The sequence below is a fragment of the Fimbriimonadaceae bacterium genome (assembly GCA_019638795.1).
Taxonomy (GTDB): Bacteria; Armatimonadota; Fimbriimonadia; order Fimbriimonadales; family Fimbriimonadaceae; genus JAHBTB01.
Window position 1 is genome coordinate 104216 of the sequence record JAHBTB010000007.1, and the last position, 15748, is coordinate 119963.

Annotated in this window: 18 protein-coding genes and 2 tRNA genes; 10 read left to right on the forward strand and 10 right to left on the reverse strand. The window is 63.8% G+C overall.

The window, feature by feature from the left end:
• The first annotated feature begins 2 nt into the window (after positions 1 to 2).
• Positions 3 to 830 (forward strand): hypothetical protein, encoded by an 828-nt coding sequence (locus KF857_09925; protein ID MBX3112314.1) that lies wholly within the window; start codon positions 3 to 5, stop codon positions 828 to 830.
• Here KF857_09925 and KF857_09930 read toward each other — a convergent pair whose 3' ends face one another.
• The 4 genes from KF857_09930 to KF857_09945 form a co-directional block, all read right to left on the reverse strand.
• Positions 831 to 1451, reverse strand: a complete 621-nt coding sequence (locus tag KF857_09930) for a 50S ribosomal protein L25 (protein ID MBX3112315.1) — start codon at positions 1449 to 1451, stop codon at positions 831 to 833. It abuts the gene before it with no gap.
• Positions 1452 to 1526: 75 nt separating this feature from the next.
• Entirely contained in the window at positions 1527 to 2642 is a 1116-nt protein-coding gene (locus KF857_09935) for an ATP-grasp domain-containing protein (GenBank protein MBX3112316.1), read from the reverse strand.
• The gene (locus KF857_09940) at positions 2639 to 3493 is read right to left on the reverse strand and encodes a hypothetical protein (GenBank protein MBX3112317.1); all 855 of its coding nucleotides are present in this window, start codon (positions 3491 to 3493) and stop codon (positions 2639 to 2641) included. The genes KF857_09935 and KF857_09940 overlap by 4 nt, the downstream gene beginning before the upstream one ends.
• Positions 3494 to 4258 carry an SDR family oxidoreductase gene (locus KF857_09945; GenBank protein ID MBX3112318.1) on the reverse strand — a complete coding sequence of 255 codons (765 nt, stop codon included), beginning with the start codon at positions 4256 to 4258 and terminating at the stop codon, positions 3494 to 3496.
• A gap of 229 nt (positions 4259 to 4487) precedes the next feature.
• Here KF857_09945 and KF857_09950 point away from each other — a divergent pair, with 229 nt between their 5' ends.
• The 4 genes from KF857_09950 (at position 4488) to KF857_09965 (ending at position 8214) form a co-directional block, all read left to right on the forward strand.
• Complete coding sequence (locus KF857_09950) at positions 4488 to 5399, forward strand: DUF4434 domain-containing protein (GenBank protein ID MBX3112319.1); 912 nt, start codon at positions 4488 to 4490, stop codon at positions 5397 to 5399.
• A gap of 264 nt (positions 5400 to 5663) precedes the next feature.
• The gene (locus KF857_09955) at positions 5664 to 6038 is read left to right on the forward strand and encodes a hypothetical protein (protein MBX3112320.1); all 375 of its coding nucleotides are present in this window, start codon (positions 5664 to 5666) and stop codon (positions 6036 to 6038) included.
• Positions 6039 to 6066: 28 nt separating this feature from the next.
• Positions 6067 to 7185, forward strand: a complete 1119-nt coding sequence (locus KF857_09960) for a phosphopentomutase (protein ID MBX3112321.1) — start codon at positions 6067 to 6069, stop codon at positions 7183 to 7185.
• Positions 7186 to 7323: 138 nt separating this feature from the next.
• The gene (locus tag KF857_09965; GenBank protein MBX3112322.1) at positions 7324 to 8214 is read left to right on the forward strand and encodes a pirin family protein; all 891 of its coding nucleotides are present in this window, start codon (positions 7324 to 7326) and stop codon (positions 8212 to 8214) included.
• 16 nt (positions 8215 to 8230) lie between these two features.
• On the opposite strand, the gene KF857_09970 is transcribed toward KF857_09965, so the two are convergent.
• The 5 genes from KF857_09970 to KF857_09990 all read right to left on the reverse strand — a co-directional run bounded on the left by KF857_09970 (position 8231) and on the right by KF857_09990 (position 11778).
• Positions 8231 to 8307 (reverse strand) — tRNA-Pro (locus tag KF857_09970).
• 51 nt (positions 8308 to 8358) lie between these two features.
• Positions 8359 to 10056, reverse strand: coding sequence for a tetratricopeptide repeat protein (locus KF857_09975; protein MBX3112323.1), 1698 nt, complete (start codon positions 10054 to 10056; stop codon positions 8359 to 8361).
• Positions 10057 to 10098: 42 nt separating this feature from the next.
• Complete coding sequence (locus KF857_09980; GenBank protein MBX3112324.1) at positions 10099 to 10437, reverse strand: P-II family nitrogen regulator; 339 nt, start codon at positions 10435 to 10437, stop codon at positions 10099 to 10101.
• A 1-nt stretch (position 10438) separates the two neighbouring features.
• Positions 10439 to 11107, reverse strand: a complete 669-nt coding sequence (locus tag KF857_09985) for a hypothetical protein (GenBank protein ID MBX3112325.1) — start codon at positions 11105 to 11107, stop codon at positions 10439 to 10441.
• 113 nt (positions 11108 to 11220) lie between these two features.
• Positions 11221 to 11778 (reverse strand): hypothetical protein, encoded by a 558-nt coding sequence (locus tag KF857_09990; GenBank protein MBX3112326.1) that lies wholly within the window; start codon positions 11776 to 11778, stop codon positions 11221 to 11223.
• Positions 11779 to 12096: 318 nt separating this feature from the next.
• Between KF857_09990 and KF857_09995 the strand changes: the two genes are divergently transcribed.
• Positions 12097 to 12423, forward strand: a complete 327-nt coding sequence (locus KF857_09995; protein MBX3112327.1) for a tyrosine-type recombinase/integrase — start codon at positions 12097 to 12099, stop codon at positions 12421 to 12423.
• Between the two features lie 45 nt (positions 12424 to 12468).
• Here KF857_09995 and KF857_10000 read toward each other — a convergent pair.
• Positions 12469 to 12545, reverse strand: a tRNA-Pro gene (locus KF857_10000).
• 327 nt (positions 12546 to 12872) lie between these two features.
• On the opposite strand from KF857_10000, the gene KF857_10005 reads away from it, so the two are divergent.
• From KF857_10005 to KF857_10020, 4 genes are all read left to right on the forward strand, one after another.
• Positions 12873 to 14039 carry a GntR family transcriptional regulator gene (locus KF857_10005; GenBank protein ID MBX3112328.1) on the forward strand — a complete coding sequence of 389 codons (1167 nt, stop codon included), beginning with the start codon at positions 12873 to 12875 and terminating at the stop codon, positions 14037 to 14039.
• On the forward strand, positions 14036 to 15001 hold the full coding sequence (locus tag KF857_10010; GenBank protein MBX3112329.1) for a prepilin-type N-terminal cleavage/methylation domain-containing protein: 966 nt from the start codon (positions 14036 to 14038) through the stop codon (positions 14999 to 15001). Before KF857_10005 ends, KF857_10010 begins: the two co-directional genes overlap by 4 nt.
• Positions 14998 to 15216: a hypothetical protein gene (locus tag KF857_10015; protein ID MBX3112330.1), complete on the forward strand. Its 219-nt coding sequence runs from the start codon at positions 14998 to 15000 to the stop codon at positions 15214 to 15216. The genes KF857_10010 and KF857_10015 overlap by 4 nt, the downstream gene beginning before the upstream one ends.
• 60 nt (positions 15217 to 15276) lie before the next feature.
• A partial coding sequence (locus KF857_10020) for a tryptophan 7-halogenase (protein MBX3112331.1) occupies positions 15277 to 15748 on the forward strand: 472 nt, incomplete at its 3' end.

The following is a 15748-nucleotide window of genomic DNA, read 5'->3' on the forward strand; positions in this document are numbered from 1 at the left end:
TTATGATCGTCGAATCATACGAAGACGTCGTCATCCTTTCTGGTTCGCTGAACGCGAACCATTGGGAGACTATCCACACGGCGATCGCGTTGACGCTGAAGCGCCACCCGACCGGCGTCATCATCGACTGTAGCGGTCTCGTCGACATCACGCCCGAGGGGGCCGAGACGTTCCATTCGGCCATGCAGTTCGTCGGCGAACACGCCCACGCCCGCATCATCCTTGCCGCGGTGCCGGCCAACGTCCTCGAGGTCCTGAAAGGTGTGTCCGAACTCCGGTCCCAGTTGCCCGTCGTCGCCTCGGTCGACGAGGCGCGACGCTCCCTCGACCTGCTTGTCGCCGACGAAGGGACGGGCAAGAAGAAGAAGGACATCGGCAAAGCGTGCGACCGGTCGGTCCTCGCGACGGTCTGTCCCGGGACTTGGGACACCCACTTCCTTGAGGTGATCGCCGACATGTTCGAGGGCGGGAACACGCGGGTCGTGTTGTTCCTGCCGATCATCGTCCCGCGCGAACTGCCGATCCAGGCCCCGATGCCCGAATACGAAGTGAGCGCCTCGGCGTTTGCGGAGAGCGCCCAAGAGATCTTCCGGCGGGCCGGCGTGCCCTCCGAGGTCCGGATCGAGCGGACGCGTGAGTTCTCCAACGTGGTCGCCGACCAAGCTGACGAGGCGGCGGCCTGTCAGGTGGTGGTCGGTGTCTCGGCGTCCCACGACCAGGACGACGTCTCGGTCAAGGTGTTCCGGTCCCTTGTCGAAAAGGTGACCCAGCCGCTACTGATCGTGCGTGACCGGACGGACGCCCGGGTCACCCACGACCTTGTCGTTTGATCACTCTGCCGAGGAGGCTTCTTCGCCGCCTTCGCTAGCGGCGGCCGAGGGAGCATCGTCAAAGTCGGCCATGCCGCGCAATTGCTTGGTGGAGGCAAGGACGGTGTCCGGCGAGCAGAGGAAGGTGACCCCGTCTGGCAAAGTGATGTCGCTTGCGGCGATCTTGTCATTTTGCTTCATGCCCTGCACGTTGACGACGATCGCGTCGGGCAGCGCGCTGACCTGAGCCTGGACCGGCACGGTCGACATGGGCACCATAAGGGTCGCCGACTTCTTGGTGACGGCCAGGGGCTCGCCCTCGACCTTGACGGGGACTTGCACCTTGATGACGTCGGTGCCGAGCACCTCTTGGACGGTCATGTGCAGGATGCGCCGGCTGACGGGGTCGCGTTGGGAGTCCTTGACGACCACCTTCATTTCCTCACCGCCCAGGGCGAGGGTCGCCTGGAGAAGCCCGTGCTGGCCGGAGAGGACTTCCTTCACCGCTTCGCGCTCGGCCTGGATCAGGACGGTCTCGTTGCTCTTGCGGATGAGAGCCATCGGCAGTTGCCCGGAGTTGCGCAGGCGGTTGGTGGCAGCACTCGACACCTGGGAGCGCGGTTCAGCTTTCAGCGTGGCCATGTGAAATCCTCGGGAGGCGGGCGCAAGGATGCGGCCCGGTCGTCCAGGATTTCGGTTTGTACCCGGTCCGCTACGTCAGGGCCGGGTCCAACCGGCATAAAAGGCGGCCCGGGCGGCCTTGGCGCGGTCGACGCAGTCGGGCCCCGCCACGTTGATATGCCCCATTTTGCGGCCTGGCTTGGACTGGGCCTTGCCGTACCAGTGGACGTGGGCACCCGGCTCGGCACTAAGAGCTGCGCGCAGGCCCTCCTGCCAGTCACCCGCGTCCGGCTGCCCAAGCAGGTTGGCCATACAGGTGTCATGCCCGGTTGTCGGAGCCAAGGGTAGTCCCATGACAAGCCGGGCGTGCTGCTCGAACTGGCTCGGCCCGCCCCAGTCCAATGTGTAGTGCCCTGAGTTGTGTGGCCGTGGTGCGGTCTCGTTGACCATGAACGACCCGTCCTCTAGCTCAAAAAGCTCGACACCGAAGAGACCGTACCCCCCCAGGGCCTCGACGGCGGCGACGGCGACGGCGGAAGCGTCGACTCCGGCGGGGAACACCAAGTCGCAGACGTGGTCGGTCTGCACCGTCTCGACGGTGGGGAAGCAAAGGGTCTCTTGGGCCGACCGACAGACCATCACCGCGACTTCGCGGCGGAAGGGGACGAACGCCTCGGCCATCCATTTGCCGGACGAGGCGACCTCCTCGGCGTTGACGACGTCCTCCCGAGTGCGGAGGGTCTTTGTCCCTTTGCCGTCATATCCGCCAAAACGCGCCTTGAGGACCAGGGGCAGGCCGAGCCTCGCCACGGCAAGGTCAAGGTCTTCAAGGCACTCCACCGGCATTGCCTCGGGGCCAGGGACCCCTGCCCGCGAGTAGGCGGCCCGCTGGACAAACTTGTCCTGGACGGTCTGCATCGTCTCAAGACCGGGGACGACCCGGCTTCTGTCGAAGCCTGCCTGGCCGACGGCCTGGGCCACCACATGGACGGGGATGAACTCGCTGTCCCAGGTGACCTTGTCGCATTGCCCCAAGAGGACGGCGACGGTGGCCGGGTCGACGAGCAGGCCTTCGACGCTGTCGGCGACTTGGCTTGCCGGAGACCCGGCTGTGTCCAGGCTCAGGCAGCGGAGCCCCATGCGTTGCGCGGCCATGATGGACATGCGCGCCAGCTGTCCGCCGCCCAGAAACCCGATGTCGTAGTCGCTCATGTCTCCACCACCTGCTCTCGTCGGCAGGGGACCTTGGTGTTATGCTCCATGTCCACGTCACGGACGACTCCGATGATCTCAGGGTAGGCCACCCGGACCCCCGTCTGGGCCGCTTCCTCCTCGATCCACTCGACGACCGGGTCGATGGGGGAGAGGTCGGGCTTGGTCAGGTTCAGGCTGACTTGGCTCAGGTTTCGGCTGGCCAAAGGCAACCCCAGGGCGCGCACGCCTTGCCAACCCGGCGTGCCGCTTCGCCGCATTTGTCGGATATGGGCGGCGATCCGTTCTGCCGGGCCGGGGTCGGGAGTGTCCAAGTTCACGTTCATCGCGACGAGGAAGTCTCGCCATCCGACGACGGTGGCACCGAGAAACGGATGGGCATGAGACGGGCCGAAGTCGGGTTCGAGTTCACGGCCCAGCAGCCCGCCGAACCCGCCCTTGCGCAGGTCGGGTAGTCGGCGCCCCGCCTTTGACGAATGCTCATAGAGGAAGACCGGGACTTCGTGCGCCGTGGCAAACCCGGCGGCGAACCTTTCGATCGACCTCCGCAACTCGTCGGGGTCAAAGGCCCCCAGAGGCACGAAAGGGCAGACGTCAAGGCCGCCGACACGTGGATGGACGCCCCGGTGCCTGGTCAGGTCGATCGCGGGCAAGACCAAGTCGGCGAGCCGGGACGTCGTCGCAAAGACGGCCTCGCCGTCACCGGAATACGCCGTGACCGTCCGGTTGTGGTCGATGTCGGCCTCGCAAAAGTGGACGTCGAGGCCGGAGGCGTCGAGGAGGTCGCGGACTTGGCGGACGAGCGACCGTTCGCGCCCGAACGACCAATTGGGGACGCCCAGCAACCGCATTTACATGCCGATGATGTTGTAGCCGTTGTCAATGAACACGATCTGTCCGGTCACGCCTTTGCTGAGGTCGCTCATGAGATAGACCGCTGACCCGCCGACTTCCTTGGCGCCAAACTCGCGCTTCAGCGGCGACTTGTCGTGGACATAGGCGATCATCTCGGTCAAACCCTTCACCCCGCGGGCGGCGACTGTGTTGATCGGACCGGGCGACAACACGTTGACGCGGATACCCCGGGGGCCGAGGTCGACGGCGAGGTACCTCGCACAGGCCTCCAAGGCTGCCTTGGCCACTCCCATCACGTTGTAGTTGCCCACCGTGCGGGTCGAGCCCAGGTAGGACATCGCCATCACGCTGGCGTCGTCGGCGAGGACTGGCTCCAAGGTCCGGCACAGGGCGACGAGCGAATATGCCGAGACATCGAGGGCGATGCCAAACCCTTCGCGACTCGTCTCGATAAACCGGCCCTGCAAGTCTTCGCGCTGGGCGAAGGCCGCCGAGTGGACGAGGAAGTCGGCGGTGCCGAACTCTTCGCGGACGCGAGTGACGAGGGCCTCCATGTCAGACGCGACACCGAAATCGACTTGGACGGCCGACATGTTCGGGTAACCGGCGACAAGTTCCTTCACCCGTTCGAGCATCCGGTCGTTCTGAGCGCCGACCATGACCCGGGCTCCCTGCGCGTGGGCTGCCTCGGCGACCGCCCAGCCGATGCTGTTCTTGTTCGTGACGCTAAGGACGAGCCCCTTCTTGCCGTCGAGAAGCATGCGGGCGAGTCTACAAGAAAAAACGGCGCGCCGCTGATGCGACGCGCCCATACCCTCTTTGCTTCTCTGTTTCCCTGGTGTGAAAATCTTGTGTTCAGGTGGGCGCCCGAAGTCTTTGTCGTGCTCGCCCTGCACTATTCATCGGTGGTCTATGTCTGTTTCTTGACCCCAAGAACAAATTTGCATTCTGGTCAGCGTCACTTTTGACCAGGGGTTACACTCGCGGTTGATGCGACGACTGACGGGGACGTTCCTCGACGAGATCACCCACGACATCCCTTCCCAGAACTGGGGCATTGACGAGTGGAGGCGGGAGTTCCGGCTGTACCAGCGGATCGGCATCGACACGGCCGTCATCATCCGGTCGGGCTACCGGGACCGTTGCGTCTTCCCCAGCAAGGTCTTGCCCGGCCTGTTGCCGGTCTACGACGACCTAGGCCGCATGTTCTTGGACCTGGCCGAGGAACACGGGGTCAGCCTCTATTGGGGCACATACGACTCCGGCAGCCATTGGCACCGCCAGAGCTGGTGGAAGGAGGTCGACCTGAACAAGGCGTTCATCGACGAAGTGGTCGAGCGCTACGGGGACAGCCCGGCGTTCAAAGGTTGGTACATGACCCACGAGACCAGTCGCCTGGACAGCCACATCGTGGAGATATTCAACGGGATCGGCCGCCACTGCAAGTCGGTCAAGGACGTGCCGGTCCTGATTTCACCGTACCCTCAGGGCACGAAGCAGTTCGACGTCCATTCCGCGTTCACACTTCAGGAGTCCCTGGAGCATTGGCAGCGTATTTTCGACGCGACCCACGAGGCGGTGGACGTCTGCGCTTTTCAGGACGGGCAGATCCAGTATTCCGAGCTCCCGGCGTTCCTGTCGGGCATGCGCGGGCTCGCCGACCGGTATGGGATCACGACGTGGTCCAATGTCGAGAGCTTCGACCGCGACATGCCCATCAAGTTTCCGCCCGCCGACTGGCGCTACCTCAGGCTGAAGATGGAAGCGGCGTCGGCGACGGCGGAGAAGCTCGTCACATTCGAGTTCGCCCATTTCATGTCGCCCTACTCGTGCTATCCGGCCGCCCGCAATCTGTTCAAGCGGTATTGCGAGTGTCACGGGCTGGATTTCGAACCGATCTGATGATGCTTTGCCGGAAATGCTTGACTCGGCGACGAGTTTTTGCTGTATAGTTTTCACGTTGGACTGTGCCTGTCTGCACTCATCGCCCGCTTCCCCATCCATAGTTCAGGAGGCGGGCCTTTTCATTCCAGACTTTTGGCCCGACTTTCAGTAGGTCTTGCAAACATCCCTACCCTGACCTCGGTATTTCGCGATACGGACGCGAACAAGGGCGGCACTCAGACTGCCCAGGGCGTGCCCGTCTCCGGTAACGGGGGGAATGAGATGAGACAAGCACCAAAACTATGGGTACCGATCGTCGCCACCGTGATCTTCGGTGGTGCCGGCGCCACAACGTGGATGTGGGTGACATCCACCGACCAGGTCAAGTCCGACGCCGGACATCAGTCGCTGCGCCAAGCGATTGTCGCCCGGGCCGTCACGCCGAGCGAGGCTGACCGGCTCGCCAGCGCGCCAAGTCTGCCGACGGGTGCGACCAGCATGACGGTCGATGACAAGTTCGTCTACGTCTACTCAGGCAACAAGCTGATGAAGGTCGACAAGAACTCGTTGCAGATCGTGAACTCGGCCGACCTTATCGCCGCAGGGCCGGCACCAAAGTCAGGCAAGCACCAGATCGCGACGCCGTCGCTCGACTGAGCGGCGTGACTTGAGTAATCTCCGCTCCATGAGGGCGGTGGTGGTGGTGATGGACGGGTGTGGCGCGGGCGCCGCACCCGACCACGCCGCGTTCCATGACGGCGAAGCCGTGGCCACCCTGGCCAACGTTTGGCGTCATTGCGGGGGATTGGACGCCCCGAACCTTGAGAAGTTGGGTCTCTTCGCCGCCGCCGGGGTGGGCTCGTCGCCCGGTCGATTTGGACGGCTGAGGCCCCTGAGCCAGGGAAAGGACTCGGTGACCGGACACTGGGAAATGGCGGGGGTGGTGACCGAAGTGGCCTTTCCGACATACCCCCAAGGGTTCCCCTTGGCCTTGGTCAAACAGTTTGAGGAGGAGTGCGGCGTCCAGACTCTGGGTAACCGGCCCGCCAGCGGGACTCAGATCATCGCCGAACTCGGTGAACAGCACCTGGAGACCCACTGTCCCATCCTTTACACCAGTGCCGACTCGGTCTTTCAATTGGCGGCCCACGAGGAAGTCGTGCCGGTCGACAAACTCTACGAGTGGTGCCGGACCGCCCGTCGGCTGTGCGTCGCCCCGAACAACGTCCAGCGGATCATCGCCCGCCCGTTTGTGGGGAGTCCGGGGGCGTTCAAGCGTACGGAACACCGCAAAGACTTTCCCCTCGACCCCCCGCAAAACTTGGTGGACGTGATCGGCGACGTGGCAGGCGTGGGCGTCGTGCCCGAGTTGTTCAATGCGCGTGGGTTCAGGGCGGGCCGTCGCACCCAGAACAACGCCGAGCACGAAGGGGCCTTGTTCGAGGCCTTGGAGTCAGACGCCCGGTTCATCTTCGCTAACTTTGAAGACTTCGACATGCTGTACGGCCACCGGCAGGACCCCGACGGGTTCGGTCGATGCTTGGAGACGTTCGACAAGATGTTGGGGCGACTGCTTGCAAGGCTTGGCGACGACGACCTGCTCGTGATCACGGCCGACCATGGCAACGACCCTACCGACGCCTCGACCGACCACACCCGCGAGTATTCGCCGGTCGTGCTCTGGTCGACCGCGCTCAACGCAGCGGACATGGGTGATGTGGACGGTCTGACCGCGGTGGGGGCGACGGTGGCGGCCTGGCTCGGCGTGCCATGGCGGGACGGGACAAATCTCTTGGGACTTTGACCCGGACCTGGCTGATCCGGAGTAGAGAAGGGGGAACCAGGTGGCAGCGAATGATTGACCAGACGATGAGGAAGCCCCAGCCGTGCCGCTCGACCGTGCCAAGCCTGCCTGCGCCGCGAACAGAGGTGGAGGGCTGACATGTCGATCAGGCCAGTCGAACGAGTCTCGTCGGCCGTCCCGACCCTTGAGGGCGCAGGTGTCCGCTTGCGTCGCGCCTTCGGATTTCATGACCCGGGCATGTTCGACCCGTTCCTCCTGCTCGACGACTTTCGTAACGACGTCCCCGAGGACTACCTTGCCGGATTCCCTTGGCACCCTCACCGCGGGATCGAGACCATCACCTACGTTTTGGCCGGCACCGTCGAACATGCCGACAGCCTGGGCAACCGCGGGGCCATCGAGGCCGGTGACGTCCAGTGGATGACGGCGGGCCGGGGCATAGTCCACCAAGAGATGCCCCAGGGCGACGCCCAAGGGCGCATGCACGGCTTTCAGTTGTGGGCCAACCTGCCGTCATCGCAGAAAATGACCGCACCACGGTACCAGGAGGTCAAGGCCCCGGAGATCCCGGTGGTCAAGGACGACGACGGCACCGAGGTGCGCGTCGTGACGGGTGAGTTCTGGGGGCGTCGGGGCCCGGTCGAAGGGATCGCCGCCGACCCGGTCTACCTCGATGTCTTTGTGCCCGCCGGGCGTCGAAAGGTGTTGCCGATGGACACGAGACTCCAGGCCTTCGCCTACGTTTTCGCCGGATCGGGTGCGTTCGCCGACGCCTCCGAGCCCCAGGACATGCCGACCGACGTCCCCGGCGGGGACGGGACACCGGTGGAGAACCGGTCGCTGGTGTTGTTCTCCAGCGGCGACGAGGTCGTGGTCGAGGCTGGCGACGAAGGGGTCCGGTTCCTGCTCGTCAGCGGACAGCCCTTGCGTGAACCAGTCGCCTGGCGCGGGCCGATCGTGATGAACACCCAAGAGGAACTTCAGAAGGCGTTCAGCGACTTGCGCGACGGCACGTTTCTCGACGGCTGACGCCAGAAAACAAATATGGTCGGAGCGGCGAGATTCGAACTCGCGACCTCTTCCCCCCCAGAGAAGCGCTCTACCAAGCTGAGCCACGCCCCGACGACGCAGACTATACCCTCCGGCCCCGGTGGGGCCGGAGGTCGCTTTGTGTCAGTGGGCCTCGGCGGGGGTCGGCAAATAGGCCGTCCGTCCGTAGGTCATGTAGGCACGCCACACCACGCTGGCGTCGGCGGTGCGTCCCCGCAGGCGGTTGTCCACCGCGGCCGCTTCGTTAAGGGCCTTGGTCGAATCGACGAGGCGGTTCTTGCCGCGCAGGCCTACGGCGTTGGCAAGGTGCCCCAGCGCGTAGGTTTTGCAAGATGCCGCGGCAGCCTGGCCGTATGCCGCGGCCTGGTCGGCGTGGCCCTGGAGGGCATGGACCAAGGCAAGGCCGGTCAGGGCTTCCTGAGAGTCCGGCTTGGCCTCGATGGCGGCCTCAAAATACACCTGGGCGTTGGCCAGCCGGTCAGCGATGACCTGCTTCTGGTGGTCCTTTTCTGCGTCGCTGGCGTCTTTCGCCAGTGGCCTGGCCATGACCGCGCTGTCGACGATCTGACGGCCCCGCTCGACGAGGACGTCCGCGCTGCCCGGGTCGGCCATGATCGCCGTCTCGAAGTGCCGTTGGGCACCCGAGTAGTCGGCCAGGCTGTGCATCCGCGTCGACATGTACGAGTTGACGATCGGTGAGCTGGGATCGACCGCGGCGATGCTGTCGAGGACGGATCCCAGCGACGACGTCTTGTCGCGCAGGACCGAAAGGTACGCGGTCGCGTAGAGGACCCCGATGTTGTCCGGCGCGGTGAGGGCAGCCTGCTTTTCGGCGGCCAGGGACTCCGCGGTGTTGCCCACGGTCTGGTACACGACCGCCATCAGGGCGTAGGTGTAGCCGTCCGGCGCCCCTCGCCGTTTGAGCCGGTCGACGGCGTCGATGGCGGCGGCCATGCGGCTGGACCGAATGAGGGCGAAGAGGTACCGGCTCGCCACCATGTTGTCCTTGACATTGCTTTCGAACGGGTCACGCAAAGCTTCGGCGACCAGGGAGTAACGGCCCGCCGCGAGCAGACTGTCCGCCCAGGCCTGGACGCCGCCGGCCGGTGGGCGCGCCGGCGTGTTCGCCACGGAGTTCTCGCTGATCGTCCGGGCCGCTTTCGCCGCGTTCTTCAACGCCTCGCCGACCACGGCCCTGACTTCTTCCGGGCTGTTTTGGGTCGTCGCGCTGAACGCCCGTCGGAGACTGACCGCCGAGACGATCTGGAGGGCCTGGGTGTCCGTCTTGTCGGACTCCAAGACGTCACGAGCAAACTTCTCCGCCAAATCGTACGTGCCTTTGCCGTAGTTCGCCCGGGCTAACAAGAGCAGGGCGCGCTTGTCGCCTGGTTTGATCTTCAGGGCCGTCCGCCCCGAGGTCACCGCGTCGCCCCACTTCTTGACGGTGAGGGCTTCCTGACCCTTGGCAAGGTGGTAGTCGGCGCCTTTGGCCAATTCGTTGTTGATGTTCAGGGTGAGGGTCTTCTCGCCCTTCTCGCCCTCGGTGGTGTAGGCGACCAGCTTGACCGTGTAAGGGCCGTCGTTTTCGCCCAGGGTGTCGATTTGGAAGATGTAGGGGGTGCTGGACTTCGAGTCCTTAAGCTGGTCTCCGACATACATCTCGACCTTGGTCACGAGGTTGTCGCTCCGGACGGTCGCCCGCAAGGCGTATTCGCCGTGGACCTCGTCGCCGTTCTTCGCGTCGGTGATGACCTCGACTGACGCCGACGCCACGGCGCAGCAGACGATCGACAGGAGGCCCACAAATGTATGTCGCACCATGTTCACTGATCCTTTGTCCATTTTATTATGACGGTTCTCAACCTATACCGCCGCGTCGCCCCGTTCGCGGGTACGGACGCGCACCGCGTCCAGGAGTTTCTCGACAAACACTTTGCCGTCGCCGGGCTGTCCGGTCCGTGCCGCCGTGACGATGGCCTGGACCACCCGGTCGGCGTCCGCGTCGGGGACGACCACTTCGATCTTCGACCGGAAGGGAAGGGAGGTGAGAATCTCCTGTCCGGCGAAAAGGACGGCCGCCTCCGGGTTGCTGCCCGACCCTCGGGCGTCGGAAACGGTCATCCCGGTGACGTCCATCGCCGCGACGGCCGACTTGACGTCCTCAAGGCGATGGGGGCGGACATAGGCGATGACACGGACCATGTCAGAGGAACCGGTAACGGCGGACGTAGTAGGCGACGCGGAAGGAGTAGGTGATGAAGTTCAAGGTGTCACGGTAGAGGTCTGCAGTGGCGCCTAGTTCTTCGCCCGGAAGCCGTCGGCGCATGAGCATCGACAGGTCGCACGCGACATAGACTGTGGCCAAGACAGCGAGGACGATCGAGAACGCGGCGTCCGCGGGACCGAGCCACTGCAGCCACGCCGCGACCCCGCCCGCCAAGAGGGCGGTCGCCGACCCGAGCACCGCGTAGCCAAAGTGGCTGAAGTCGCGCCCAGCGACCAAGGTGTACGTGACAAGTGTGACGGGCACGATGTAGACAAGTCGCAAGTCGACACCGAGTTCTCCAAGGCTGGCCACCAGTGTCCCGACGAAAGGCTGGAGTCCCAGGCAGAGCAGGGCGCTGACGGAAGATTCCGCGCCACGGTGGGGCACCAGCCTCCTGACGAAGGTGAGCAGGATCAGGACGACAAGGACGCCTAAGCCGGCTTGTGCCGCGCCCAGGTCAAGGGGACGCCCGACGAAGACGGCGCTGACGACCGTCGTCGCCGACCACGCCATGACGGTCCTCCGCTTGAAAGCCAGGCCGACACGGTACGGCGCGTCGGCGACGTGGCCGGGCACGACGTAGGGTTCGGGGAAGGTGTCACGCACGCGACTCAATTGTACGCGGCAACGTCGGGTGTCGGTGCGTGGTGAAGGAAGTGGTCGGGATGAGAGGATTCGAACCTCCGACCTCTGCGTCCCGAAAACTGCTCTGTCAGGTTCTACTCTGTCCGAGCAGATTCAACGAGGGTTCCAGTCGTGCCCAGGAACACCAGATCCAAGAAGTCTCCACCAGACGCGCGAGCGATTAGCGATTCCGGTTCGGCTAGGTCTCGCAAGACACTTTCAAGCTGATGAACGACGATGCCGCGATTCGCGAGCAACATTAACTCCTCCGGGTACTTCATGCGGTGGACGACAAGTTCACGCGACCACGTACAACCCGGTGCGAGCCGCGCAAGCATTGACCGCTTCTGGGGATGGTCGAACTTCTTCGCGATCCATTCATTTGCACCGCGTTCCAACTGGTCGGGAGTTCGAGTGCCCGAACTCGTCGCCGCGCGTCCGGTCGCTTTCTGATCTTCCTTGGTCAGCCGGAACAGATAGCTGACGGGGTTCACGGAAGCCTGTACTTCGACGTGGCGACACTCTAGGCCGTTGGCCGTGGGCCGAACGGCTAGTAGGTTCATTTCATGAACACCCAACTTGACTCCGCGAATGGTGAAGAATCCGGAGCGGTTCAACCACTCCTGTACGAGTTCTTCCGCAAGTAGGGCCATTGAAGCGAAGATTACCTGTGCTCACAGCCTTACCTCGTCAGGCAGAGTTGCCTTTTCAAACGATTCAAAAATCGTCAGAGAGGCACTGTAGCCCTATTTCGAGCTACAGAGAGCCGCCATGGCATTCCAACGCGGAATCATTCAGGGGAACTTTGCCCGAATTCGGGCGAGCATCACGCAGGGATCGAAGCCAATGGCTTCCGCCAAGTCCATGAACTCAATCACGTCCAGACGACGTGTGACGTGGTAATGGCAGACAAGGCAGGTTGTGACAGATCTGTGCGGAGAGCAACCTCACCTTGAGAACCAACGTCCCGCTTGCTTCCGAGGCGCGTTTGGCAATCGACTCTCAGCCAAGACGGAGCAATTACGTCTTCACGACCGCGAACGGCAAGCCCGGTCTCCCCGGACAACCTCACTCGCGACTTTCGGCAGTGGGCCAAGAAGAACGGTCTTGAGGGAATGAGACTCCATGACCTTCGCGGCTCGTACGTCTTCCCCTTGATCGAATCCGGCGCGGACATCCGCACGGTTCAAGAACTGGCGCGTCACTCGGATTCCCGGACGACGATGGAAGCCTACGCGCGACCTCGTCAACCGGTCAAAGAACAGGCCATCGAAGGGCTACGGCGGCACTGGGGTTGAAAGTTTGCAGAATAGAACCCAGACGGCCTAGACTCAAAATGAAGGTGGTCGGGATGAGAGGATTCGAACCTCCGACCTCTGCGTCCCGAACGCAGCGCTCTACCAAGCTGAGCCACATCCCGACAGTGCTCGTCACATGCCACGGCACGCGACAGACCGGTCGCCCATTATACATCGGGCCTGCCTCCACCGGGGACCGGTGGGACTTCACGACGCCTTAGACCATTTTGGGCCAAATGGTGGACAGCCAAACGAGGCGTGCAACACCGTGGCCGTTCTCGAAATGTCCGGAAGCGAAACGATTCTTGTACTAATGAGAGATGATCCTCCTGGGGGTCAAGACCCTGTCAAGACCACGGGGGTTTTCTTTGGCTTTTTCGGTCTAGCTGTGTTACAATTCCGGAATCTCAATGTGCCCGACGCCGCGCACGGACAGGGGAGAACTTCACATGGACGACCGGTCGCCCATGGTGCAGTCAGTCGCCAAGACGATGAAGGCCCGGATCGACCAAGGCGTCTATCCGCCGGGTCGTAGCTTGCCCAGTGAAAGGGCTCTCGCGCAGGAACTTCAGGTCAGCCGCCTTGTTGTGCGGCAGGCCCTGGAAGCCTTAGGCGAATCGGGCCTGATCGTGTGCAAACCCAACTGCCGTCCGGTTGTGAAGGGGGTGTGGGCCAAGCCGAGCCGGACCAATCTGTCCGGCCCTCGACACGTCTCCATTTGGTTGTGGCCCAACACGGCCTATTACAGTGCGTCGTGCATGCTCAAGGGCATCCAGTCGGTGCCCGTGCCTTCCGACGTGAAACTCGTCGTCGGTGGCGCGACGGGGGCGACCGATTTCGACGCCTGCGTCGAGGCCGAGCGGAAGTTTCTTCTTGACGTCTCGCGTGACGACCATGCCGCCGGGGTGATCGTCTGGTACATCGGCACCGAGCGGAACGTCGCCGCCCTGGAGGCGGTCCGGGCCGCCGGCGTCCCCATCGTCTTTGTCGACCGTGCCCCGCCTCGACCGTTGGAGGGAGACTACGTCGGGACGGACAACGTGTCCGCCGCCCAAGCTGGCGTGCGCCACCTTGTGGAGTTGGGTCATTCGCGGATCGCCTTCATCACCAACCAGGACAAGGCTTCGACGGTCCGCGACCGGAACGCCGGTTACCGACGGGCGCTTCAGGAAGCGAGGATCCCGTTCGACCCCGACCTGGTCCGGTGCGAGACCGCCGACGAGCCTGAAGGGGTCGAGCCGGCCCTTGACGAACTGCTAAAGCTGGACAACCCACCCACCGCCGTGGTCGGCGTGAACGACCACATCGCCCTGCATGTCTACGAGGGGCTCGAACGCCGGGGCCTTTCCATACCTCAGGACATGTCGGTCCTTGGATTTGACGGACTGCTCCGCTGGGTGACCGGCGGCGGCTATCTCACCTCGTGTTGTCAACAATTCGAGCGGATCGGCCAGATCGCCATCGAACTCCTGATGGAGAGGATGGTGGGTGACGACCCGGTGGCGCACCGCCACTACCTGCTCGACGCCCCACTTGCCTTGTGCGGTTCGACCGACAAGCCGCGCAAGCCCAACGACCGTGCTGCGTTCAAGTTCTCGGAGAAACAATCCTTATGAGAAGGCTGCGAAGGCGTGGTTTCACGCTCATTGAACTGCTCGTCGTCATTGCGATCATAGCGATCCTCGCCGCGATCCTCTTCCCTGTCTTCGCCCAAGCGAAACGTGCCGCCAAGGGCTCGGTGGCGATCAGCAACGCCAAGCAACTGGTCCTCGGCCAACTGATGTACTGCGGCGACTACGACGACATGATCTCCCCGGTCATCCAATTCGACAGCGCCTGGCACATGCTCCCGTTCACCTACGTGCAGCAGCCCTACATGAAAAACTGGGGGATCTTGATGGATCCGACCGGGCCGTTGCCCAAGGACACGGACACCGCCGCGAGCGGCTATGACCTGGCGGTCTACGGCCAGTGGGGCATGCCTCCGCGCAAAGCGGCGACCGACGGCTCGTTCAGCCAATACCTGTTCGGGCAGTCGGCCACCGGCGCGGCGATGACGAACGGCGAGGTCTACACCTACGACGGCATCGCGGGCATCGGCAACACCCCCAACGGGGTGGGATGCGGCTCGGGACAAGACTGCTCGAACTGGGCCGGAGCGGGGTACCGGGGCGGGCAGACACCGTCGCTGTCCACCACTGCCGTGGCTAGTCCGGCCGAACAAGTCATGATGGCCCAGGCCGGTTCATGGGACTTCATGTGGCAACAGGACAACGCGGACAGCTTCGACCTGTACTTTGCCGACTGCCAGTACAACACCTACGGGTGCAACCGGGTCGCTTCCGCTCCGGTCGCCCGGTTCCGTGACGGGGACGGCCCCAGTGTCGGCTTCTACCCGTGGCCTGCGGCCCTGCCGGCAAACGCCAAAGAACCGACCGGGATGACCGTCTGGGTCGGTGTCGACGGCCATGCCAAGTCGACCGCATGGCGGAGCTTGATGGGGCAGACGGTGGAGATACCGCCGATCAGCAACAGTGTCCACAAGGCGATCAAGGCGTTCTGGCCCGCTGGATCATGAAGGCCCTCGCTCTGATCCTGGCGGGCGTCGGCCTGCTCGTCCTGGTCGGGTGCGAAAGCAGCCCGACGGCCTCGGACGACGCGGCCATGCGCAAGCGACTGGGCAACGGCCCTCCGACAATGCCGGGCGCACCGGGCACGGGGCCAGCCCCGAAGGGGGCCCGCCAAGACGAGCGCATGGCGGAGCAAGGCCAACAGGCTCCGCCGGGTCGCTAAAGAAAATGAACAAAGTCAGCCCGGCAGACGCCGGGCTGACCCCTATAATCGACTGAGCTTATGTCTGCAGAATTTGATGTCGCGATCATCGGCGGCGGCCCGGGAGGAACGACGGTCGCCTCCATGTTGGCCACCCACATGCCCCAACTCAAGGTCGGCCTCTTTGAGCGGGAAGTGTTTCCCCGGCCTCACATCGGTGAGAGCCTTCTCCCGACCGTAGGCATCGTCTTGGACGAGATCGGGGCGTGGGACAAGATCGAGGCCGCCGACTTTCCGATCAAGATCGGGGCGACTTACAAGTGGGGGTGCACCGACGACCTGTGGGACTTCAACCTCCTCGACACGTCGATCGTCAACGTTGACGACCCCCGCCCGGGCAAGTACGACGGGTGGAGGGTGAGTGCCGCGTTCCAGATCGACCGGGCCCCGTTCGACAAGATCCTCCTCGACCACGCGGCCAGTCTGGGTGTCCACGTCCAGGACGGCAACGGAGTCCACAAGACCCGGACGGCGGGAGACCGCGTCGACAGCC